Below are 20,978 nucleotides of genomic sequence, written 5' to 3' on the forward strand. Positions count from 1 at the left end.
CTATTTAACTCACCTTTATCTTCCCCGTCACCGCCGCGTCTATTAAACTGCTTTTATATTCTTTTAGTTTTTCGATTTGCTGTCTTTGAAAGTCAATCGTCTTATCAGATTTTTGGACTTGGTCATTAATATATTTCACTATCTCCTGCTGTTCATCAAAGCCTGGAATGGGTATTATTTGATGCTTGATAAAAGTAGGGTTAGCACGAGGCATTTTTGCTCCATATGTAGAAGAGTCAATTAAATCAATAAATCTATAAGAGAGCATAACTTTGTGCAAATAAGAATTATAAACCTCTTCATTTGCGTTAAATGCTAAAATCTCTCCTGAACAAATACCATCTTTTTTCGCTAACAAAACCTTTGCAAGATATGGGCGTAGTTTACCAAAAAGAACATCGCCCACTTTGAAACAATTTGCCTGTCCTTCGGTTTCCGAATCAGTTTCTATTAAATTTCCCGTCCAAGACTCAATATTTTCCAAACCTAAATAATTCATAGTTGAAAATTTGCTTACAGTTTTATCAGATCTTAATGCTGCAGAATGTTTCAGCTTTTTTACCTCCCAATGCACCGGGATCTGCCCGATCCATTCCACATCGGATTCCTTCATCTTCACATTAGGATCTAAACCTTTGGTCACCGCATTCTGGATGATGATCTGCTTGCGTTTTTTGAGCAGCTCTATAAGCTGTTGCTTTTGAGTAATGGCCGTATCGATCTTACCACATTTTTCATCCAGGAAATGGGCGATGGCGGTTTGTTCATCGAACGGAGGGAAAGCGGCTTTAATGTTTTTCAATTCATCAAAACGTGTAGTCCAAAGGTCAGCTACAATGCCGTGTCCAATCCGATAATTTTCTTCTACAAATGCAGTACTTTTTAGTAAATAATTTGAAAATGGACCATACAGATTATATGGTTTCATCACTATATTTATTAGTGATACCGAGCCATCCAAGTCTGAGATTCCGCTTGAACCCTTTCTGTCCGACCTACTGTTTATAACAAAATCTCCTTTTTTAACTAACTTTCTATTATCTCCATCATTGGATTTCGCAGCATTATCTAGCTGAGGAAAAATTCCATTCTTGGTTACAGAAAGGGGTGGGAAATCTTTGTCAGAAACTTTTGTTTTACGTTCTTCAAATCTCGATCCTAAACGCCTTAGCTCCCAATGTTCAGGCACCTCTTCCAGCCACTCCACGCCTGAATCTTTATACGCAGGATATTTCTGTAATTGTGGTTTTTCTTTTACTGCTTCCATCCTTATAGGCTTTCGTAATAAGTTTTTATTTTCTTTGACATTAATTGTCTACGTCTCCGAAGAAATTCGGTGTATGAAGTATGGTCGCAATCGTTGATCAAAAGTGGAATATCATTTTCTTTTAAATTTTCCCACAAGACTGTTTCGCTATCAAGAGTGGTTAAAGTTCTGGACCCATTATTTACTTCTGCAATAACCTTTAGCATATATTCTGTAGGAGCCGCCATTCCTATTTTTATGTTCGTAGCCTGTTCTGTATGTACATAATTAGCTACTTGATTATATGCTTTTTGAGGGAAACTATTATTCATTAAATATTTCTTTGGAAATAGATGATGCACATCTCCACGCTGCTCAATGAGACTACTTATTTTCATTGTTTTAGCTAAAAATGCAGGCGCATTAAAATAACACTGAGCGGCTAAATAAACATTGTAGGCATTATTGTTTACACTGGAAGTTTCAAGACTGTCTACTAAACCAAAATCCCAAAAACCATCACCAAGATTGCTTTGTTCCATTTGTTGAAGGTAAGCTTCAACTCCTTTTTCATTAATTTGCTTTATATCCTCATCAATCATTGATTCTGCAGAACCAGAATAACGTCCTATCAAAAGGGACATTACCAACCAGCGTTTAACAAAATGCTGGATTCTTGCCTCTGGCATTCCCTCGCTTCTAAGTTTCAAATAGAGGCTATAAGAGAAGTTTAAACTGGTTTTGGACGAAATTAATTTTTGATCAATAAAACCAGCTGATTGAATTATCATTAAGAATCGCTGATAATTAGTTTGGTTCACAAAATCAGTCAAACCTTCAGCTAATATTTTATAACTTTTTTCAGCTATCTCATCTTCATATGAACGATTTTCGAAATTTCTTCCTGACAATAAAGCTACAAGATCACTAAATTTTCCGCGACTAAATTTGTAAGTAAATGCAGTTCTTAAAACGTCAATATAATCAGGAACATAAAGATTATCATTCCCGTTAGCCATCCACTTGATCGCTCTGTAAAATTCGTGTTTGGCAAATTCTGGATCGTTATCCTGTATGTGTTTGTTAAAATCTTTATCCACTATAAGCCTACAGAAATAATCAATTAATTTCCGCATCTTATTCCCTTCATGCTGTTCATCTGCCGCAATTTTGGACATCACGAAGTCAGCATTACTTAGAACAACACCTTTTTGATTAATTCGAATAAATATTTCGGTCACTGTATCAATGTCCAGAGAATGATCTAATTCAATTATTCCAACCTGCTTATTCTTTATTTTTTTTAGATTCTCGATTCTCTCTTCAATCAAATCCTCATCTACCTCAGGGTTTTCATTTTTAAATTTTCTGATAGCTTTAGAAATTGAAATTTCGTCGTTAATTATAGGATTTATATTATTAATCCATTGGGGACTTCTTTCGTGAGCTTTATTAAGAACGTCAAATTTTTCGGTTATAGGGTTAAATGCAATTCTTATGGAAATTTCCTTGTAGTTCTTATTTAAAACCCTTTGACCTACTATAGCAGCCGTTAGCCCTGTAATGCGTTGTTGACCATCAATTAGGACTTTTTTTCCTGCAGATAACTCTCCGTTTTTCAATTTCACATCAGGATTTCTCCAGGTAATTATATATCCAACGGGATAACCTTTATATAAGGAATCAATTAGATCACGCACCTTTGTGTTTTTCCAGACAAATGGTCTTTGAATTTCTGGGATTGCTATCTCTCCAGATTTTATCCAACTTAGAAGAGTTTCTACAGGCTGTTGATGTACAGAATATTTAGCCATAACTTTTATCAATAAATTATAATGTTTTTTAGACCCTATTTAACTTTTCAGGCTTAAAGTAAAATAACAGTTCCTTTTATTTTACTTTTAAGAAATTCCTAATATATCCATAATCAAACCTTCGTTCTTTTCTTCCAGTTCCAAAATTTCTTTTGCAATGGTGTCTATTGAACGCAGCGGGGTGTGGCGGTAGAAATATTTGTTGAAGCTTATTTCATATCCAATTTTGGGGGCATCGAGGTTGATCCAGGCCTCGGGCACGTGGGGTTTTACCTCTTCTAAAAAGTAGCCGTAAATTTGCTCTTTTAGCGGCACATTCTCATAATCCCGCAGATCGCTTTCAGTCTCAAAAATGACATATTCTCCTGCCTTCCCGGTAGGAAAATAGCCAAAGTCGGGTAACTGTTCTTCGGTGCAACTCAAGTGGGCGAGAAGGGTGCTGAGTTTTTCTCCGCTCAACTTTTCCTTTTTCTTGATCACCTTCTCGGCTTTAGCATCATACCAGCTCACGGCACTTAAAATAGCATTTTTGTCACTGGAAGTTAACTCCTTTCTGTTTTTAAGAAAATCTAAAACCTCTTTTCTGAAAAGATTAAAATCATTGTATAGAGTGTCTCCAAAAAACAAACTTTCCAGCTTATAAGCATTATTCACCAGCTTCTGATGTTTTTCCCAAACCTTGGGGCTTAGCAATTTCTTTCGATTTTTGCTGCTCAGGTTCAGGTCGTTTTCTTCAGTCCAGGCAAGGATCTCTTTTTCGTGATCCTTCAGCTTCGTATAGACTTCTTTACCAAATGTTTCCCAGGCCCACTGCATCGGTTCTTTAAGCTGTTTGTCATATCTAAGTTCCTCAATTCTTTCTGGAGAAAATTGAGCTTTTAACCTCTTGGGTCGTTCAATGGTTACCTTGTAATATCCGAAGTCTTGATTATCAAAAACCTGTGCGGCTATTCCGGGAACTTCAGCATTGGTTTCTTTATCGATCTTTCGGCTTTCAGCCTGCATTTCAGCATAAACCTTAACGATCTCATCGATATGCCCAGGAGCGAATTCGCAGTTCTTGTTTCCGAGGTTCTTCCGCAGCTTTCGGAATAATTGTCCGCCATCGATAAGCTGTACCTTTCCTGTACGGTTTTTAGCTTTATTATTGCTGAGCAGCCAGATATAGGTGGTGATGCCGGTGTTGTAGAACAGGTTGTTGGGCATCTGGATAATAGCCTCCAAAAGGTCATTTTCAATGATGTAGCGCCTGATGTTGCTTTCGCCGCCGCCGGCATCGCCCGTAAACAAACTGGAGCCATTGTGCACGGAAGCGATCCTGGAACCGGAAGTGCTTTGGTGTTTGGGCTTCATTTTGTTCACCATCTCCATAAGGAACAGCAGCTGCCCATCTGAAGAGCGCGGTATGGCATCGGCATCTTCCTCCACGCCCCAGTAATTCTTCAGCGTAATCTTGAAGCGGGGATCGATCACATCTTTCCCGTCCTTAATATATTTTTGTTCGCTGCTCCAGGATTTCCCGTAAGGCGGATTGGAGAGCATAAAGTCAAAAGTAGTACCCGCAAATTCATCTGTAGACAAAGTAGAACCCACCCTGATGTTCTCGGGGTTGTTGCCCTTAATCATCATATCACTTTTACAGATGGCGTAGGTCTCGTCGTTGATCTCTTTCCCGTAGAGGTAGACATCTCCGGTTGCCCTGATAAGGCCTTCTTCATCCTTAATAAAATTCTGGGCTTCGGTAAGCATCCCTCCACTTCCGCAGGCAGGATCGTAAATGGTCATTACCGGAGGCAATTGATCTTTGATAGGATCGAAGACCAGGTGCGTCATCAGGTCGATCACCTCACGTGGGGTAAAATGTTCCCCGGCTTCCTCGTTGTTCTCTTCGTTGAATTTCCTGATGAGTTCCTCAAAAACATAACCCATTCCCAGGTTGGAAAGCGCCGGCATTTTGCGGCCTTCGGGATCCTCTTTTTCAAAAGGAGTAAGATTGATATAAGGAGAAGTGAATTTTTCCAGTACGTCCAGCAGCACATCTTTGCTGGCCATATGTCGTACCTGGCTTTTTAGCTTAAATTTTTCTATGATCTCCTTTACATTGGGACTAAAACCATTCAGATAATCTTCAAAATTCGCCTGCAGGATCTGCTGGGAATTGGTGGCGGTGTCGTGCAGTTTTTGCAGCGTCCATTTACTAGTGTTATAGAAAACATATCCGGAAGCAGCTTCTAAACCTCTTGTATCCCATTCTGTGAAATCCATTTCTTCCTTTTGGAAACGCATTTCTTCCAAAACTTCATCTTTTGTGGGTTCCAGTAAGGCATCAAGACGGCGAAGCACCACCATTGGGAGGATCACATCACGGTATTTTCCGCGTACGTAAACGTCACGCAGGCAATCATCTGCAATAGACCAGATGAAGGAAACTAATTTATTGTGGGTTTGTTGAGTCATGTATGTTCTGTGTAAGATTTATAAATGCCCGAAGCTTGCGTATAGAACTATTTCTTTTGCAGGCATTATTTCCGCGAGTAGGGATTTGCGGAGGTGGGGCATCACATTGGTAAATCTAAATATTTTCTTAAAGCTTTGAAAATGTTTTCCCGTATTATGTTGGTATATTTCTTTATTAAACCAATTTCAATAAGGTTTTTTATCAAATAAAATTCTTAGAAAAATGAGAAACAGGTTTTTATGTCCTATTCCATCTCTTTTTGCCGTTTCACAGATATCATCAACTTTTAAATCAACTTCCCTGGGAAAGTCATAATTATAAGTGTCGATCTCTAATTTTACTACTATCGGAATATATTTATCTATATTCGGGATTGCTTCTTTTATTTCATTGATTATAAATTCATTTACCTCAATGAGTAAAATAACCAGGTACTTTTCGTTAGAAAGTGTAAGGCAGTTGCCGTCTTGATTTTCAACTCTAAACCAGGAACTTCCTTCATTTTTCAAGACACATCTTAGCAAGGCTTCTTTTAAAAAACTGATCTCAAGAAGTTTTTCCAAACCTTCAATTTGAGAAAGCCCTTTAAAATAATTAACCTCATATTTCATAGTAATCTCTAAACATTAAAAGTTCTGTTTATTTAGAAAGATCCAACAAGGCCACAAGTACCCATCTATCAGGGATGCCTTCAAAATAGAAAACCGGTTCCCCGTATTTATCTTTTCGTTTTAAAACCCTGCCATCTAAATACCAGATTTTAGGTCCGTATTTATCACGATACCGTATATAATAGCCATCGAATTCATATAAACGGTCCCCGTATTTATTTTCCAGCTTTACCGTATTTCCATCTAAAAAATAGATACTACTGCCGTACTTATTCTTTAGTTTTATTTCTTGGCCATTCCAGTAGAATAGGTCTTTCCCATATTTGTTTTTTTCTTTTAATAGGTTACCATCAATTAAATAGAGTTGCTCTCCATATTTGTTCTCATCTTTAATCCCCTGAGCATTTATCGTACTATTGATTAGACAGCATAGAAAGAGAGTATTTAGAGCTTGTTTTATATTCATCTTAAAGCTTATGGGGTATTAGAAAATTGAGATAAATTTGATTCGGAAACTTATTTGTAATTTGAAATACTGCATTGCAGCTCTTTCTTGATCTGGGTCTGTAAAGCTTTTGGCTCCACTACTTTTACCTGGTCGCCGTAAGAAAGAATTTCCATTCTGAAATCGTAGGTAGGCCGAATAAAATAACTAAACCTGATCTCTTTTTCATTATTCAAAATCAACTCCTGGCTATGGTGCAGCGGCAATGATTCTACGTATCTTCCTTCACGCGGGGTGAAAGAAAGAATAACTTTTACCGGGTCTTCGTTAGTGCCGTTAATAATTCCGAAGCTATCTTTAAATTCTTCGTAGGCCTGGTATTCAATAGGTTTAAATTTCTCTTTGGTAATTTCCAGTTTCTGAATCCTGTCCAGAGAAAAGTTTTTGATGATATCATCTTTGGTATCATCAGCTATAAGGTACCAGCGGTTCCTGGCTTCTTTAAGCGCAATGGGTTTTACTTTTCGGGTACTGACAGAAGTATCCCAGAATTTGTGATATTCAAACGCAACTTCTAAAAAATTCTGACTGGCGTGTAATAAACCAGCTAAATGATGCGTACCTAAAGGTTTTCTTTCTTCAAAAATTAATTGGTTTCCGAAACTTTTTGAAAGTCGAATGGCGTTTAGAAGGTCAAAATTTTCCCGTAATCTTTGGGAATGCGTTTCTTCTACATCTTCAACAATAGCATATTTTTTAGTGCTACGGTTACACTTGATTTCTATTTTATGGATAGTTTCAATGTCTTTAATATCCCGTTGAAATGTACGCTGAGAACTGAATAAGTCTTCTTCAACGGCATCGGGATTATCGGCCATCATATCTTGAACTTCCTCATAACTCATAGGTCTTAACCTAAGTAGAGAAATGATCTTATAATGGCGTTTTATGGTTTGGCGTACAGACATAGGTTTTTTGTTGTTTAATTGGAGTTCAAAAACGTCAGGTTGAGTGATTTTTTCTTTGAAAAATTTATCGAGAACAAGTTTTTGAATTTCATTCTCTGTTCTCGATACAAAATCCTTTCAGGATTTTACTCGAAGTGACGAAATGGGTTTAAGCACAAACATCCTTAAAGAATTTCTCAACCTGAGTGGTAAAGATATCGATAGGTATACGATGTCCTAACTGTGGCAAAATCTGAATATCCAATTCAGATTGTTGCAGGTTTTTACTTAGAAAGTTCAGAGTTTCTGCCGGATTTACAATCTCATCACTTCCTCCTATTAATATCTGTTTAGTTGAAATTCCAGGTGTAAATTTATTTTTGGGTTTAAGGCTTTGGTATTTAGATAGGGGAGGGTTGAACAACAATGCCGGTCTGCCGATAATTTCTGAAACCGCGTAGGCATTAAGCGCGCCCATACTACTTCCCATTACCACATTGAACTCGGTTGTGGGGAATTGTTTTAGAATAAGTTCGGGTTGAAAATGTATTTCTGAATAATCTATGTCGGGGGCGAACACCTGGCCGTATTTTTCCAGGATTTTTCGTTTTGGTTCCTTCAGTTTACTCTTTAGTCCGTGTAAGTATAGTATATTCATATTACTTGCTTTTTTCTTTATTGCTTAGATCAGTGCGATAAGATTTGCCATCTTTTTCCCAATTCCAGCTATCCGAAATTTCTTTTATGTGCGGAAAATTCTCATCTGTAATCGCTAACTTTTCCTTTACAATTCTTCTTAATTTACGATTGGCTTTTTGTTTTTCTGCTTTTTCTGAAGTAGCTGTGCAATTGGGAAGGATTGGTGTTTTGCGTTTAGATCTACTCACTTTATTTAATTTGATATGGGGATGATGGCTTATATTAGTTTTTTAATGATTGAAAATTTTTACTGAAACTCCATTCCACTTCTCCCAGGTCGATCTTATTGATATAACTCATTTCGATATAAGTATAGATATTTGGTACGCCAACGTGAAGCGTAATTTCATATCCTCCGAAAGTCTCTTCTTCCAGCATTGTCCTACCTCCATATTTGATTTCTTCCTGGATATGTTGGTATTGCTCTTCGGTAAGTGTTATCTCTAATTTTCTCATCGCTATTATTTATATTGCAATACTAAGTTTAATAAGCGACAAATTATGTCGCCTTCGGTAAGATCGTCAATATTTTTGGAGAATAAACAGTAAATTTTTTTTATAAGGTCCGCTATCAGAATTTGATCGTCCATAATTGGCCATAATCGACCGCAATCGGGTGAATTTCGGTTTTTTTCGTTCAAAAATTAATTTGAACGAAAAACGAATGATCTCAATATTTATAAATGCAGCCATTTTTCTAGTCTAGGTCTAGGCATAGAGCAAATAATCAATTTTACGAGACTCCAGTCTCTTAAGCGATAATTACTCAGATTCAATTACAATGGTTACGTAGGATTTTAACCAATTATTGTCACTATTAAAATTAACCTCATAATTTTTCAGAATGGCTCTCCATAGTTTTTGTGCTTACTAGTATGCAAGTTGTCCCGGTTCTGGGACGGTGAATCAGACTTTAGATTTTTTTTTATTTCGTCAGCCTTTAGCATCCAACTTCGGGCACAGGCCTGCCAATTTGTAATTGGATTTTCACCATTAATTTCCAGCCTATGGATTCATAAAAATTATAGAATTTTTTAGCCTCCAGGACACTTCTTTTTTCTGCTCTGAAAAACTCAATAACCACTTGTTCATTTTCTGAACAAGTGGTTTTAAAAGAGTTTATTATATGTTTACTCTTATGTTTATTAAAAGATACCAATTTTTGGACAGGTACCTGTTCAGAAACTGGATAGGTCCTGTTCATTTTTTGATCAGGTAGGATATCAAATCTGAACATCTCAATGAGGGATCCCATTTGCGGATTAGTGGTGGGATGGTATTGAAGGTACCCCCAGGCTTTTAGATAGCAAAGTAGTTTGTGGTAGGTCGTCCCGGAACGTATTTTAGCCAGTGCCATCACCTCTTTACTATTTAGCATAATGATTTTTGGAAACGCATTTGGTTCCATAGTTCAAAAAAGGCCAGATACAAACTGCGGTGTGAGGACGAGATCTTTTCGTCATCCGCGAATTTTCGAAATATACAGTTAAGGTGACTAATGTAATTGACCGCGCCCATTTAAGGTTTCTTAAGCCTGGAAAATATTATTTTGGATCCTTACTCAACATCTTTTTGGCAACATAGCTTTCTACATAATTCCGGTTGTATTTGAACATCTTGTCAAAAGCCTTTTCAGAATTCCGAAAAAAGCGATCCCGCTCAAACCCTCGTTTTACCACTTTACCATGCATCTTAACTTCTGAAGCTTTGTATATGCTACCGGGGGAAGGCTGTAGGTATTTGAAGCATCTGGTTAATATACCAATTCCGAAAGTATCTTTATACAACTCAGTTAGAGGTACTGAAAGTTTAGTTGACAAGAATCCATCAGATTTGAACTATCATTATTTCCTACTTTCAATTTATTTGAGAGATACCAGGTATAAAGACAAGTTTAAAAAGATAAAAGACAACATACTTAAAAACTTTAAAACTGACGAAGAAGAAAGAATGAAATTTGAAGTTCTTAATTATGAAGAATAAAGCACTAAACGCTAACAAAGAAGTTTAAAAAAATTCTTGTTTCTGGTTTTGGAAAAAGGTGATTTTCATTTTTAAAAAAGTAAGGATCACGCCGACAAGTCTGCGCGGTAAGGTCATCCCTTATTTTCTTAATTGAACTTTCGCTTTACAAACCATATATCCTGTAGGCTTATATTTAAGCTTAATGTATGATAATTTTCCTGTATAAGCCCGTCACTCACTATACCTTTTTTTCCGTAAGAATACATAAGATTAAACATAGAACTACTTCTTGTGTTCAAAGGCAAGCCAAGTCCCACATTTATCGAATAATTGTGGGTTTTAATACCTGAGACTTCCAGGTTCCCGCTATCATAGTTCATACCTAAACGATATTGAATATGGTTGGTATATCGCAGGGGATTGCCCTGGGGTAAAAACTCGAGCCCCAAACCAATAAAATCCCGATCCACATAAGTTCCAAGATTGTCAGATTGGTTAGTAGCAGTCCAAAACTCCCTGGTATAGTCTGCAGAAACGGTAAGTTCCTCGCTCAGTTTAGAGCTTATACCCAAGCCAATATCCAGTGGAAGAGAAAAATCGGGTATATTATTTTCGTCACTACTACTGGCAACCTGGGTATTTTGTTGATATTGATAAACAGTTTGATTTTGGGATGCTCCAAGATTGGTAGGGGAATTTACCACGGCGCCAAAGCTTATATTTTCCGAAGCATCATATTGAACCCCGAATACTGCTTTGAATCCCGAGTAATAGTTTTGTTCAATCAGCTCCAAGGTATTATTACCGATATAATTGGTTTCGTATTCAGTAATTTTTCCAAATAGAACCTCACCTGAAATACCTAATCTTAATTTTTTACCCAGGGATATCCCATAGTTTATAGCTAACTCATTAATACCACCATAACCATCGATTGACGTATAATAGGCTTCTGATGAGCCTTCAATATTGTTTTGGAGGCTAGTGAAATTATAACCTACATCCGTATATGGTAGTAGGCTAAGACCCACCCCGGATTTCTCGTTTATAGGCAAAGCGAAGGCAATGTTAGAGAAATTCCCGTTGGTTTTACGATCCTCATTACCTGCCTCACTAAGATTATTTATCTGATAGTTAATACCAACATCAAAGAAAAAATGGTTTTGAGGTATTGCGCCGTAAGAAGCCGGATTCAAATTATTCATCATAGTGGAAGAGGGGAGCGCAATGCCCGTACCACCAAGACCATTGGTTTTCCCGGTATTTAATAAATTTTTCTCTCCAAGGCCATACAGAGAATATGGGGAATTCGTCAGGGTGTTGGATTGCGAGAAGCTTTTAACAAACACAAAAGAGAAGACAATTATATATAAGTATTTATTCATCGTATAAAGCATAGGTTAACTCAAGTTTCATTCTACGATCTCCGGGTGCCTTCTCACCATAAAAAATATAGCTGTCTACAGAAGAACTGAAATCCTGCCCATACATAATTAGATACCAATTATTACCGTTTGGGTCGCTTGCTTTGGAATCCAGGTAGTATTTAAGAGGGACACTATAACTTATGATATTGAATTCCTGACTCTCCTGATGGATCTCCCCGGTAACAGTAGCCTGGTTATAATCATAAAGGTTTCCTATTATATCCGAATGCTGGTTTATTATATAGAATTGAAGGGAGTTGCTTGGAGAACTCAGCTTATTGTCCCGGGTTTTTAGATAGATTTTTAAATTGGCATCCATTATGGTTCCTTCTCCCTGGATATTATTTAAAGCTTCCATATTCGGAAAATCAATTCTCGTGGCGATACCTGTTCCACCCTGGATAAACGTTTGATTGTCACTATCCAGACTGGATAGATAACTGTTTTGGGAAAGACTGTCCAGCAAACTCCCCGCGTTATTAGAAGAAATATGGTTAAAGCTGTCGGATTCGTTAAAATTCAAATCCAAGGTCTTTTCTTCAGAATCAACTTCTGCGCTAATAGAATAATATAATCTTAAGGAACTTTCTCTGGAAAATCCTAAAACACCAGTATTCTCACGATCGGGGACTATATTAATCCCTCTATATTCTCTCATAAAATCCTCAGTATTGGTGAGGTCCTTGTTCTTTATTTTTTCAAAGATCCCCTCCCCAAAATTATAATCTATAGTAATATGCAAGGAGTCATTTAAAGTTGGATAGGGTTTAAAATTTTTGACTCCAATTGCGTTTTCCGCCACTTTGAAACTGGTTGTATTGTAAAAGTCTTCTCCATCATTATCCACTTTCTCCAAAATTTCATAAACATTAAAAACCTGGTTTTGTAAGGTGTCGTTATAGGCGTAGCCATCATAATTAAGTATGAGTGCTACCGAATCCAGTTCTGCTTCACTATCTATAGTATATGTAGATGGGTAAATCGGGGCAAATACCTTGCTCTCAATATAGCCGAAATCTTCATCCGTATAAGCTCCTATCAATAGCCTGTTGGATCCTGAAACGGATAGCGAATCGAATTTGAAAGTAGAAGAATTTACGGTCAGGGTATCTATGAAATACACTTTGGTATTACTATTAATCCAGTTATCGGCGACTTCGCTTATGTCACTATCTTCTGAACAGGAGAATAATAAAAAAGCACTGATGAAGAGTATGCTAATTATTATAGGGTTTCTTTGAATATGAAATTTCATGTAGTAATAAAGTTTCGGCGAAACTATTCAGACGGGTTGTTTAAACAAAAGATTATATATAAATGAGAAGGAATCAGGGTTAAAGGAAAGTTTTTTATCTATAAACATCAGACATATGTTTAATGTGAGCAAATAGCAAATTTGTCGATTGAAAGATGCTGTTTGTATATCGTTTTTTTTTAAAGACTGGTTAAAAAGTAGGTTTGACAAAAATTATGGATAATGCTTAAAAGATTAGTAATGATGCTTATACTAATTAAAGGAACAACCTTTTACTCCCAAATATTTGAAAACAAGATTGTAGCGAATTACACGCTTGTTCCTTCAGGGGAGGAAATGGGATCGTCCAGAAGCAATATTTCCTACATACTGGGATTGAATGCCGGTAATTTTAATATTAATAACAAGTTGGGGATTGGAGTTAATAACTTATCCTATCCTATGGATGCTTCATTTAATACAACAGGACTGGAAACCTTCTATCGTTTTCATAATTATACAGCGATAGGTTACCGGTTTTCCCGGTATTGGAAATTAGAAGTTGATAGTGATATTTCTCTTGCTTCAAATTTAAAAGGTGAGTTAACCAGTGAAAAATTTCTGCTAAATGGGGGCTTTGCTATTACTCGTGATTTTGGTACGGTAGAATTACCCGCTTATGTAAAGTTTGGCCTTGGTTATTATACATTTCTAGGCGTGCCTAAAATATTACCCCGGGTTTTATTCTATAAGAAATTTAATAAAACCCTGGCCTTAGGCCTTGGTTTTCCTAAAACAGAAATTACCTACCAACTGGATAGAAACAATTCCCTTCAAGGGAATCTTGAATTTAAAGGGATGTATGCAAACGTTCATCATTCTTCCAGGCTAACATCCAGTATTTCCAACATGGTCTGGTCTTCCAATACGACGAGTCTTAAATTTCAGCATAGAATAGACAATACCTGGTCTTTTGATTTAAACTTAGGCTATGGGTTTTCAGATGAATATAAGTTTATAGATCACTTGGGAAATGAAACCTATACCATTAATAATGAATCATTCTTCCTGGGAACTGGTATTATACTTAATCTAAATAATAAATAAATATGATAAAAATGCAGCGTAAAATAAAATATTTGATTACGGCCGCCTTACTAGGCCTCATCCTTACCGGTTGTTCCGATGATGATGATGATTTTGAAAGAGGAAACTGGGTGTCTCGTTCAGTTTTTGATGGCGTACCACGGAGCAATGCGATAGGATTTACTATAGATCAAAAAGGATATATGGGAACCGGGTACGATGGCGATGATTATATGAATGATTTCTGGGAGTACAATATTGATGGTAATTATTGGGTTCAAAAAGCGGATTTCCCGGGAACTCCCAGGACAGCAGCAGTTGGGTTTGCCACAGCAGGAAAAGGATACCTGGGTGTAGGGTATGACGGAATAGATGAACTGGATGATTTCTGGCAATACGATCCCGCAACAAATACGTGGAACCAAAAAGCTGATTTTATGGGTGGTTCGCGTAGGGAGGCCATAGGGTTTGGTGCTGAAGGAACGGGATATGTAGGAACCGGATATGACGGTAAGAACGATCGTAAGGATTTTTACAAATATGATCCTGGGACCGACAAGTGGAGTGAAGTGGTAGGTTTCGGCGGCGATAAAAGAAGAGGAGCCACATCCTTCTCTATAGACGGACTGGTTTATTTGGGGACAGGAGAAAGCAATGGAATCTACCAAACAGATTTTTGGGTTTTCGATCCTTCCACGGAGGTTTTTAGTCCTCTTAATGACCTGGATGAAGAAGATGATTATTATGTGACGCGTTCTTATGCGGTAGGGTTTGAAATGGAGGGGCTTGGCTATATTGCAACAGGTTATAGCGGGGGTGCGCTTTCTACGATTTGGGAATATGATCCCTTGGATGACACGTGGGAAGAAATTACGCAATTAGAAGGAACCGCACGTCAGGATGCTACTTATTTCTCTACCGGTGATCGCGCTTATATTTCTATGGGAAGATCCGGTAGTCTATACCTGGATGATATTTATGAATTATATCCCCAACAGGAATATGATGACGAAGATTAGTTTTATGTTGTTTTTGGTTTTTTAAATGGTTGTTAAATTTTCTCTAGGTTGAGTCGGAAAAACTCAAAGCACAAATACCACGCGCCCCCGGTTAGTTGCTTTGGGTTTTTCTTTAATTTTTTATATATGAAATTAGATAAAATAAGTACGGTGTTTGCTAGTATCTGTATGGTTGGTCTATCCGTTTATTTTCTTAATTCCGGCAACTTAACGGATCTGACTTCAAATAATTTTAGTATCGCGGTACACCGGGTTAATTCCGGCTACGGGTATACCATTTCAGAAGGAGCCCATCTTTTAATTAAACAAGATTTCATCCCCGCAATACAAAATGAGATACCATTTCCCAATTATGATATTGCGAGATCATCTGCAAGGCTGGTGGTTAAAAAAATTACTCGAGGCCAACAACCAGCCCTTACCCTTGAAGAATTACAGGAAATTGGCTTGGATTTAAATCGGAATGAGACTGGTATTACATCAGGCCTTCCAATCCAATCTTTATGTCCGTAAAGCCTATGAGGACCGCGGTGTAAAATACGCCAAATTCAAGTGAAGGTTTTAAAAACCTGAGGCATTTAGTGTACTACTCAGCTTAGGATTTTGGTAAGCGCCCTTATATTTGTGCATCCAGATTTTTTCCGCTGGTGTTAAGTATAATTTCCATTCTCTGGATTTTATTTCTTTAAAAGCATCCGAAGGTTCATTTTCAACTAACCAGTTCTTAAATTTTTCTTCCTGTTTATTTCCCCAAAAGCCACTCTGTAACGAATTGTATTGACGCTCTTTTCCCCCGGTAGTTTAAAGACAAACCCATAATTACAATTAAGTTGTACTGTATCCGGTGGACATTCTTCCAGGTGATATCCCCGTTGATCTTTTCGAAAATTGTGTAAGTAGGTGTTCAACAATATAAATTCAAACTTTCTTCTATATCGCTATTACTCCCTAATATTGCGATCTATAAGGAAGTATTGAGGTTCCTTCCGGCCGGTACGCATCAGTATTTCAGGTAATGGCTTATCCAGATCTTTTGATTTTATTTTCCATACCACACTTTTCCGGGCCATAAGAATCACGGTAATTTCGATTTTCGGACTTTGGGTGTGATTATAACCTGGATGCCTAAGGGTTGCCTTCGCGCTTTTAATTCATATAACGCAGAACGTTTATCCGGTTTTTAAAAAATTCGTTGAGGTCATCACCGTTTATATCCTACTTTAACGTGTAAATAGTCTTAATTTATAATAGGCATTACTAATGTGGGTAGGATAATTAAATGTGGAATAAGCGGAGGAGCTATATTTTTTTCACAAGTCAAAAATTCTTAAATGAAATAGGCTGCCTCATAAGACAGCCTATTTCTGGCTAACTAAACATATTCAAAATAAGTGAGATATGTAAAGCAATAATTATTCATAGCGCAGGGCTACAATGGGGTCTAGCCCGGAGGCTTTTTTTGCCGGGTACCAACCAAAGAATATTCCGGTAAAGGCGCACACGGTAAATGATATTATTATAGAAGTAGCCGTTATAGAAGTCGGCCAGTTGAGGAAATGTTCAATTAGTAGGGTAGCGGTTATCCCCAGGCTCACCCCGATTAAGCCGCCGGTAACACTTATTAGAATAGCTTCGATTAAAAATTGAACCAGGATATCCATACTTTGTCCACCAACTGCTAACCGCAAGCCAATTTCCCGGGTACGTTCTTTTACAGAAACATACATGATATTCATAATACCAATTCCTCCAATAAGCAGGGCGATCCCGGCAATAGCAACCAGTAATGCCGTCATGATTTCACTGGTAGAATTGAACATGGAGATCAATTCATCCATAGAAAATACATTAAAATCATCTTCCTCCCCGGTTAATATATTATGTTCTTTCCTCAGAATGGAGTAGGTTTCATTTACCGCTTCAGGAGCTTTTTCTTCGCTTATAGCAGAGGCAACTATAGACTGTACATAATTTATCCCAAGTATTCTTTTCTGCACGGTGGTATAGGGGGCCAAAATGACATCATCCTGATCCTGGCCAAAGGTATTTTCTCCTTTTGGCGACAATACTCCAATTATTCTAAAAGGAATTTTATTAAAGCGAATCATCTTTCCTATGGGGTCCTCTTCTGTGGAAAATAAATTTTCCCGGACGGTTTGGCCTATAACTGCAACTTTACTGGAAGCCTTAACTTCAGCATCAGTAAACATACTGCCGTCCTCAAGTTCTAACACCCTAATATTTAGATACTCTGGGGTGACCCCGTATATACTTGTCGGCCAATTTTCAGCACCGTTTATTGCCTGCCCATTTCCACTGACTTGTGGCGAAATATGTGTGATTAGACTGGATTTTTCTTTAATCGCGTGGTAGTCAGATAGCTTTAAGGATTGCATTTGACCAGGGTCAGTTCTTACTCCTCCCTGCATCCCGGCCCCGGGACTGATAGTGATCATATTAGAACCCATACCGGAGATTTCTTCTTTTATACTCTGGGTAGATCCTTCACCAATAGCGAGCATGGTTATAACCGCTGCTACCCCAATTATTACTCCTAACATAGTAAGGAAAGTGCGCATTTTATTCAGGATTATAGCTTTCCAGGCTATGCGTAATAAGTTTAAAATTTTCATATATTTTCCTTTGGTAAACTTTCTAATTCTTCAGCAGCAAGCATTATATCGTGGTTCTGTACATTTCTGATAATATTGCCGTCTTTTAATTCAATAGTCCGGGCGCTAAAATTGGCTATATCTTGCTCGTGCGTTACAAACACAATGGTTTTACCACTAATATTTAGTTCCTGAAAAAGAGCCATAATTTCATACGAGGTACGGGTGTCCAGGTTTCCTGTGGCTTCATCAGCCAGGATTACTACGGGATCATTGACCAGAGAACGTGCAATAGCCACGCGCTGTTGTTGCCCACCGGATAGTTGTGCCGGGGTGTGGTGAAGTCGCTCCTCCAGGCCCACACGTATTAGGGCATCTATGGCACGCCTCCTGCGAATATCCTTGGAAATCGCACTGTTGTACAACAGTGGTAGTTCTACGTTTTCAATGGCCGAAGTTCTTGGAAGAAGGTTATAGGATTGGAATATAAACCCGATTTTTTCATTTCTTATTTTTGCAAGACCATTAGGTTTTTGATCTTTTACATTTAGCCCGTCAATTTCATAGGAGCCGGAGGTAGGTTGGTCTAGACAGCCAAGAATGTTCAAAAGGGTGCTTTTCCCTGACCCGCTGGATCCCATAATAGTAACGAACTCACCTTCCGCGATGGAAAAAGAAACATCCCTGAGAGCTTCTACGGTTTCTTGTCCCATCCTGAATCTCTTTTTAATATTTTCAATGCTGATAATGTCTCTATTCATCTTCACCTGGTTTATTTTTATTGTTCCCCGGGGGGGTAGGCATAAATGGGCTTGAACTTTCTTTTCGGACCCCTCGATTAGCATTGGTTTTTAAATTATATACAAGCTTGTCTCCTTCCGATAACCCGCTGACCACCTCTGTGTTAATGCCATCACTTGCTCCTACTTCAATCTTTTCCGGAAGAATCCTGTTATCTTCAGTATGTTTCCACACAATCACCATGTCTTCTTGCGAAGTTTCGGGAATTTCTCGTGGTTGTTTTTCCCCTGTTAGGTATTGTTCATTATATTTAATTAATTGGTTGGGGTTTGGTTTAAAGTTTAGGGCTTTGGCTTCTATGGTGAGAACCTCATCAAGTTCCAGAGTATAAATGACCACCGTGGCGGTTAATCCAGGTTTTAATTTAAGGTCTGGGTTTTGTGCTTTAATGACTACTGTATAAGTGATCACACTTTCCTGTTCAATGGGAGATAGCCTTACCTGGGTTACTATACCTTCAAAAGTTTCTCCCTGATACGCATCCACAGTAAAGGTAACCCGTTGTCCTTCTTTTACATTCCCTATATCAGCTTCATCTACACTAGCTTCAACCTGCATTTGCCTGAGGTCTTTAGCAATGGTAAATAGGGTAGGGGTCTCAAAGCTTGCCGCAACGGTCTGGCCCTCGTCTACTTCTTTAGATAGCACCACACCATCTATGGGAGAATATATATCGGCGAAACCAAGGTTGGTTTTCGCCTCTTGTAGATTAGATAAAGATTGAGTCACCTGGGTTTTTGCAAGGTTATAATTATAGGTTGCTTCCTCGAAATCAGCCCGGCTGATCACCTCTTCTTCATAGAGTCCTTGTTGTCTTTTAAAAATATTACCATAATATTCTTTTTCGTTTAAAGCGTTTTCATAAGAGGCCTGCGCTTGCCCCAGGGCTGCTTTTAAGTTAGTTTTATCGAGCTCTGCAAGCAATTGCCCTTTTTTAACTTCACTATTATAATCAGCATAAATCTTTTCTACTTCTCCTGAAACCTGGGTCCCGACCGCAACTTTGGTTAAGGGCTCTATAGTACCCGTAGCAGTAACCAGGGTGTTTATTTCACCTCTCTTTACAGGGACGGTTTCTACACTAAACGAGGACTCATTATCTGTATTCAAAATATAATATGCAGAGATCAACAGTATGATAATAAGAGAGACACTCAGAAGAATTTTTGCTTTTTTTGTTTTCATTGGTTTAGATTTTTATTTTATTTCCCTGGTAGAATTGTAATAATTGGGAATAGAGAATACTTAAGTACTTGGCCTGGATATAATTTTGTTCAGCATTGCTATAGGAGTTTTTACTTACGAGTAAATCCATAGTGTTTATGCTGCCCACTTCGTATTGCTTCTGTGCCAGTTGATAAGAATCCGAAGCTGCATCTCTTGCCGCTTCAGCCGCAATTATTTGATTTTGAGCCGCAATAGCGTTTCGCCAGGCTGTTTCTACTTTTTCATAGACTTCCTTTTCCGTGGATTTTAAATTTATCCTGGCTTTTTCAATATCAATACGTGCATTTTGTTCCTGGGCCCTGTTTTGTCCTCGACTAAAAATTGGAACGTTCAGCGATAGGGATACTCGTGGATTAAAATTCAGGTTTAATTGGTCATAAAATCCAATGTCCTGGACACTGGTGTAACCCGTACCCAGGTTTCCAGATAGTGAAAGGGAGGGTAAATAGCCCCCCTGAGCTATATCAAGTTCTTTTTCATTAATTGCAATATTTAACTCCCCGGCCTTTATCTCTGGTAAGGATTCTAAAGCACGCTCGTAAATATTTAATTTATTATCGATTATTGTAACTCCATTGTAATTGGTGTCAGGTTCCTCGATACTGAAATTTGTTTCCGGCCCTAATTCCAATAACTGTTTCAGGATTAAAATTTGTGAGTTATAATTATTCCTGGCTTCAATTAAGAGGTACCTGTCAGAAGCTGCTTGTGATAACGCATCAGAATAATCTTTTTTAGCTATGGCACCCGCTTCAAATCGGGCAGTAGCTATATCTAAAGCAATTTCAGAATTGTCCAGAGTATTCTCTGTTACATATATTTCTTCACGGTAATATAGTGCCTGCAGGTATGCATTGGTAATATTCAGGCTGATGTTATTTTCGGCTTCCTGGACAAAAAATGAATTCTGGTCTACCAGGAGTTTACTTTTTTTAATTTCATTATTAAGCTGGAATCCATTGAACACGACAATTTCAGAATTAAGGTTAGCACTGGTCGCGAAAATTTGTTCGTTTACATAAGCACTGGTAATAGGGTCTATGCTATAGCCGTTGGTAAAACTTTCTGAAGCATTTGCGGATAAATTTGGTAATCTTTCCAATTCAGACTGCCTGTAATTTACCTCGGCACTACTTTTATCCAGGTGAGCATTTAAAACGGTCAGGTTTCGTGTACGGGCATATTCTAAACACTCTTCTAAAGACCATATTTTTTTTTGGGGTGGAGCTTCTGTCATTGTTTTTTGGATCCATTCCAAATCTTGCTGCCCCATAGCAACCAGATTGGAAACCAAAACACAGATAGTTAAATACCATTTCATTTTTTTATACTTTGATAGGACAAATTACCTACGGGATTTTGGCCCTAAAAAATGAAATAGAAGTAG

The 20,978-nt window shown here is 37.8% G+C and carries 19 protein-coding genes and 1 pseudogene; 3 read left to right on the forward strand and 17 right to left on the reverse strand.

Going from position 1 to position 20,978, the window contains the following annotated elements; translation table 11 throughout:
* Positions 1-4: 4 nt before the first annotated feature.
* From B5X53_RS05285 to B5X53_RS05350, 13 genes and pseudogenes are all read right to left on the reverse strand, one after another.
* Entirely contained in the window at positions 5-1,267 is a 1,263-nt protein-coding gene (locus B5X53_RS05285; RefSeq protein WP_079712201.1) for a restriction endonuclease subunit S, read from the reverse strand.
* Positions 1,268-1,269: 2 nt separating this feature from the next.
* Complete coding sequence (locus tag B5X53_RS05290; RefSeq protein WP_232764127.1) at positions 1,270-3,072, reverse strand: GmrSD restriction endonuclease domain-containing protein; 1,803 nt, start codon at positions 3,070-3,072, stop codon at positions 1,270-1,272.
* A 75-nt stretch (positions 3,073-3,147) separates the two neighbouring features.
* The gene (locus B5X53_RS05295) at positions 3,148-5,517 is read right to left on the reverse strand and encodes a type I restriction-modification system subunit M (RefSeq protein WP_079712203.1); all 2,370 of its coding nucleotides are present in this window, start codon (positions 5,515-5,517) and stop codon (positions 3,148-3,150) included.
* 186 nt (positions 5,518-5,703) lie between these two features.
* The gene (locus B5X53_RS05300) at positions 5,704-6,129 is read right to left on the reverse strand and encodes a hypothetical protein (protein ID WP_079712204.1); all 426 of its coding nucleotides are present in this window, start codon (positions 6,127-6,129) and stop codon (positions 5,704-5,706) included.
* 28 nt (positions 6,130-6,157) lie between these two features.
* A complete protein-coding gene (locus B5X53_RS05305; protein ID WP_079712205.1) occupies positions 6,158-6,595 on the reverse strand; it encodes a hypothetical protein in 438 nt (145 codons plus the stop codon).
* 50 nt (positions 6,596-6,645) lie between these two features.
* Positions 6,646-7,542 (reverse strand): helix-turn-helix transcriptional regulator, encoded by an 897-nt coding sequence (locus tag B5X53_RS05310; protein ID WP_079712206.1) that lies wholly within the window; start codon positions 7,540-7,542, stop codon positions 6,646-6,648.
* Positions 7,543-7,690: 148 nt separating this feature from the next.
* Positions 7,691-8,179, reverse strand: a complete 489-nt coding sequence (locus tag B5X53_RS05315) for a YqiA/YcfP family alpha/beta fold hydrolase (protein WP_079712207.1) — start codon at positions 8,177-8,179, stop codon at positions 7,691-7,693.
* A gap of 1 nt (position 8,180) precedes the next feature.
* Positions 8,181-8,408, reverse strand: a complete 228-nt coding sequence (locus tag B5X53_RS05320; RefSeq protein WP_079712208.1) for a hypothetical protein — start codon at positions 8,406-8,408, stop codon at positions 8,181-8,183.
* Between the two features lie 34 nt (positions 8,409-8,442).
* Complete coding sequence (locus B5X53_RS05325; RefSeq protein ID WP_079712209.1) at positions 8,443-8,676, reverse strand: hypothetical protein; 234 nt, start codon at positions 8,674-8,676, stop codon at positions 8,443-8,445.
* Positions 8,677-9,160: 484 nt separating this feature from the next.
* A complete protein-coding gene (locus B5X53_RS05330) occupies positions 9,161-9,598 on the reverse strand; it encodes a hypothetical protein (protein ID WP_143533241.1) in 438 nt (145 codons plus the stop codon).
* A 169-nt stretch (positions 9,599-9,767) separates the two neighbouring features.
* A pseudogene (locus tag B5X53_RS19285) lies at positions 9,768-9,970 on the reverse strand (DUF5712 family protein); the annotation flags it as partial.
* A gap of 361 nt (positions 9,971-10,331) precedes the next feature.
* Positions 10,332-11,570, reverse strand: coding sequence for a BamG family beta-barrel-assembly machinery protein (locus B5X53_RS05345; protein ID WP_079712212.1), 1,239 nt, complete (start codon positions 11,568-11,570; stop codon positions 10,332-10,334).
* On the reverse strand, positions 11,563-12,867 hold the full coding sequence (locus B5X53_RS05350) for a DUF4270 family protein (RefSeq protein ID WP_079712213.1): 1,305 nt from the start codon (positions 12,865-12,867) through the stop codon (positions 11,563-11,565). The genes B5X53_RS05345 and B5X53_RS05350 overlap by 8 nt, the downstream gene beginning before the upstream one ends.
* A gap of 222 nt (positions 12,868-13,089) precedes the next feature.
* On the opposite strand from B5X53_RS05350, the gene B5X53_RS05355 reads away from it, so the two are divergent.
* From B5X53_RS05355 to B5X53_RS05365, 3 genes are all read left to right on the forward strand, one after another.
* Positions 13,090-13,953 (forward strand): DUF6268 family outer membrane beta-barrel protein, encoded by an 864-nt coding sequence (locus tag B5X53_RS05355; protein WP_079712214.1) that lies wholly within the window; start codon positions 13,090-13,092, stop codon positions 13,951-13,953.
* A gap of 11 nt (positions 13,954-13,964) precedes the next feature.
* Positions 13,965-14,951: a Kelch repeat-containing protein gene (locus tag B5X53_RS05360; RefSeq protein ID WP_101023107.1), complete on the forward strand. Its 987-nt coding sequence runs from the start codon at positions 13,965-13,967 to the stop codon at positions 14,949-14,951.
* Between the two features lie 126 nt (positions 14,952-15,077).
* Entirely contained in the window at positions 15,078-15,464 is a 387-nt protein-coding gene (locus B5X53_RS05365; RefSeq protein ID WP_079712216.1) for a DUF4907 domain-containing protein, read from the forward strand.
* Between the two features lie 899 nt (positions 15,465-16,363).
* Here the strand turns inward: B5X53_RS05365 and B5X53_RS05370 are convergent.
* Genes B5X53_RS05370 through B5X53_RS05385 form a run of 4 tightly spaced genes read right to left on the reverse strand, consistent with a single transcriptional unit; the run spans position 16,364 to position 20,912 of the window.
* Entirely contained in the window at positions 16,364-17,584 is a 1,221-nt protein-coding gene (locus tag B5X53_RS05370) for an ABC transporter permease (RefSeq protein WP_079712217.1), read from the reverse strand.
* Positions 17,581-18,324: an ABC transporter ATP-binding protein gene (locus B5X53_RS05375; protein WP_079712218.1), complete on the reverse strand. Its 744-nt coding sequence runs from the start codon at positions 18,322-18,324 to the stop codon at positions 17,581-17,583. Before B5X53_RS05375 ends, B5X53_RS05370 begins: the two co-directional genes overlap by 4 nt.
* On the reverse strand, positions 18,317-19,549 hold the full coding sequence (locus tag B5X53_RS05380; protein WP_079712219.1) for an efflux RND transporter periplasmic adaptor subunit: 1,233 nt from the start codon (positions 19,547-19,549) through the stop codon (positions 18,317-18,319). The genes B5X53_RS05375 and B5X53_RS05380 overlap by 8 nt, the downstream gene beginning before the upstream one ends.
* 4 nt (positions 19,550-19,553) lie before the next feature.
* Positions 19,554-20,912 (reverse strand): TolC family protein, encoded by a 1,359-nt coding sequence (locus B5X53_RS05385; protein ID WP_079712220.1) that lies wholly within the window; start codon positions 20,910-20,912, stop codon positions 19,554-19,556.
* Positions 20,913-20,978: the final 66 nt, after the last annotated feature.

This window comes from Salegentibacter salinarum, assembly GCF_900168115.1.
Lineage (GTDB): Bacteria > Bacteroidota > Bacteroidia > Flavobacteriales > Flavobacteriaceae > Salegentibacter > Salegentibacter salinarum.

Bases quoted from the DNA above. Each gene is read 5' to 3' on its own strand.
- B5X53_RS05285 (WP_079712201.1), bottom strand. From the start codon at position 1,267: ATGGAAGCAGTAAAAGAAAAACCACAATTACAGAAATATCCTGCGTAT.
- B5X53_RS05295 (WP_079712203.1), bottom strand. From the start codon at position 5,517: ATGACTCAACAAACCCACAATAAATTAGTTTCCTTCATCTGGTCTATT.
- B5X53_RS05300 (WP_079712204.1), bottom strand. From the start codon at position 6,129: ATGAAATATGAGGTTAATTATTTTAAAGGGCTTTCTCAAATTGAAGGT.
- B5X53_RS05305 (WP_079712205.1), bottom strand. From the start codon at position 6,595: ATGAATATAAAACAAGCTCTAAATACTCTCTTTCTATGCTGTCTAATC.
- B5X53_RS05310 (WP_079712206.1), bottom strand. From the start codon at position 7,542: ATGTCTGTACGCCAAACCATAAAACGCCATTATAAGATCATTTCTCTA.
- B5X53_RS05315 (WP_079712207.1), bottom strand. From the start codon at position 8,179: ATGAATATACTATACTTACACGGACTAAAGAGTAAACTGAAGGAACCA.
- B5X53_RS05325 (WP_079712209.1), bottom strand. From the start codon at position 8,676: ATGAGAAAATTAGAGATAACACTTACCGAAGAGCAATACCAACATATC.
- B5X53_RS05330 (WP_143533241.1), bottom strand. From the start codon at position 9,598: ATGCTAAATAGTAAAGAGGTGATGGCACTGGCTAAAATACGTTCCGGG.
- B5X53_RS05345 (WP_079712212.1), bottom strand. From the start codon at position 11,570: ATGAATAAATACTTATATATAATTGTCTTCTCTTTTGTGTTTGTTAAA.
- B5X53_RS05350 (WP_079712213.1), bottom strand. From the start codon at position 12,867: ATGAAATTTCATATTCAAAGAAACCCTATAATAATTAGCATACTCTTC.
- B5X53_RS05355 (WP_079712214.1), top strand. From the start codon at position 13,090: ATGCTTAAAAGATTAGTAATGATGCTTATACTAATTAAAGGAACAACC.
- B5X53_RS05360 (WP_101023107.1), top strand. From the start codon at position 13,965: ATGCAGCGTAAAATAAAATATTTGATTACGGCCGCCTTACTAGGCCTC.
- B5X53_RS05365 (WP_079712216.1), top strand. From the start codon at position 15,078: ATGAAATTAGATAAAATAAGTACGGTGTTTGCTAGTATCTGTATGGTT.
- B5X53_RS05370 (WP_079712217.1), bottom strand. From the start codon at position 17,584: ATGAAAATTTTAAACTTATTACGCATAGCCTGGAAAGCTATAATCCTG.
- B5X53_RS05375 (WP_079712218.1), bottom strand. From the start codon at position 18,324: ATGAATAGAGACATTATCAGCATTGAAAATATTAAAAAGAGATTCAGG.
- B5X53_RS05380 (WP_079712219.1), bottom strand. From the start codon at position 19,549: ATGAAAACAAAAAAAGCAAAAATTCTTCTGAGTGTCTCTCTTATTATC.
- B5X53_RS05385 (WP_079712220.1), bottom strand. From the start codon at position 20,912: ATGAAATGGTATTTAACTATCTGTGTTTTGGTTTCCAATCTGGTTGCT.